2 protein-coding genes are annotated in these 1,022 nt (G+C 66.8%); both read right to left on the bottom strand.

The genetic code is table 11. The features are described from left to right. Positions 1-129: 129 nt before the first annotated feature. Positions 130-576 (bottom strand): 50S ribosomal protein L9, encoded by a 447-nt coding sequence (gene rplI, locus FE633_RS35860; protein WP_033321283.1) that lies wholly within the window; start codon positions 574-576, stop codon positions 130-132. An 18-nt stretch (positions 577-594) separates the two neighbouring features. Further along, the gene (gene rpsR, locus FE633_RS35855) at positions 595-831 is read right to left on the bottom strand and encodes a 30S ribosomal protein S18 (RefSeq protein WP_003949403.1); all 237 of its coding nucleotides are present in this window, start codon (positions 829-831) and stop codon (positions 595-597) included. Between the last annotated feature and the right edge of the window lie 191 nt (positions 832-1,022).

Raw genomic sequence — 1,022 nt, 5'->3', positions numbered from 1 at the left:
CCTCGAGATCGCGCTGTTTCACGTGAAACAGCGCGCACACAAGCCCGTTTCGACTGCGCGGTGGACGGCAAGCACGTGGGGCCGCACCCAACAGGGTGCGGCCCCACACTGCTTCAGCGAGCGCAGCGCTTACGCTGCGACGACCTCGATGTTGACCTTGGCGGCCACCTCGGGGTGCAGACGCACGGACGTCTCATGGGCGCCCAGCGTCTTGATCGGCGAGCCCAGCTCGATGCGGCGCTTGTCGACCTCGGGGCCACCGGAGGCCTTGATCGCCGAGGCGATGTCGGCCGGGGTGACGGAACCGAAGAGTCGACCGGCGTCGCCGGAGCGGACTGCCAGACGAACCTTGACGCCTTCGAGGCGGGCCTTGATCTCATTGGCCTGCTCGATGGTCTGGATCTCGTGGATCTTCCGAGCACGACGGATCTGCTCGACGTCCTTCTCGCCACCCTTGGTCCAGCGGATCGCGAAGTTCCGCGGGATCAGGTAGTTGCGAGCGTAACCGTCCTTGACGTCGACGACGTCGCCCGCGGCACCGAGGCCGGAGACCTCGTGGGTGAGGATGATCTTCATATGTCGGTCACCCTTCCCTTATCGCGCGGTGGAGGTGTAGGGCAGCAGCGCCATCTCACGGCTGTTCTTGACGGCCGTGGCGACGTCACGCTGGTGCTGCGTGCAGTTGCCGGTCACGCGGCGGGCACGGATCTTGCCGCGGTCGGAAATGAACTTCCGCAGCATGTTCGTGTCCTTGTAGTCCACGTACGTGACCTTGTCCTTGCAGAAAGCGCAGACCTTCTTCTTCGGCTTGCGCACAGGCGGCTTCGCCATGGTGATTCTCCTGTGTGATCAAGAAGTGTGGGTGCGAACCCGCCCTTAGAAGGGGGGCTCGTCCGAGTAGCCGCCGCCAGAGCCGCCGGAGCCTCCGCCCCAGCCGCCACCGCCGCCACCCTGCTGGCCGCCGCCGGCCGGCGCGCCGGTCGCCCAGGGGTCGTCGGCGGGAGCGCCGCCGCCCTGCTGCT

The sequence above is a fragment of the Streptomyces montanus genome, assembly GCF_005786655.1.
Lineage (GTDB): Bacteria > Actinomycetota > Actinomycetes > Streptomycetales > Streptomycetaceae > Streptomyces > Streptomyces sporangiiformans.
Note: the sequence above shows the minus strand (reverse complement) of the source record. Positions and strands in the feature narration are given on the sequence as shown.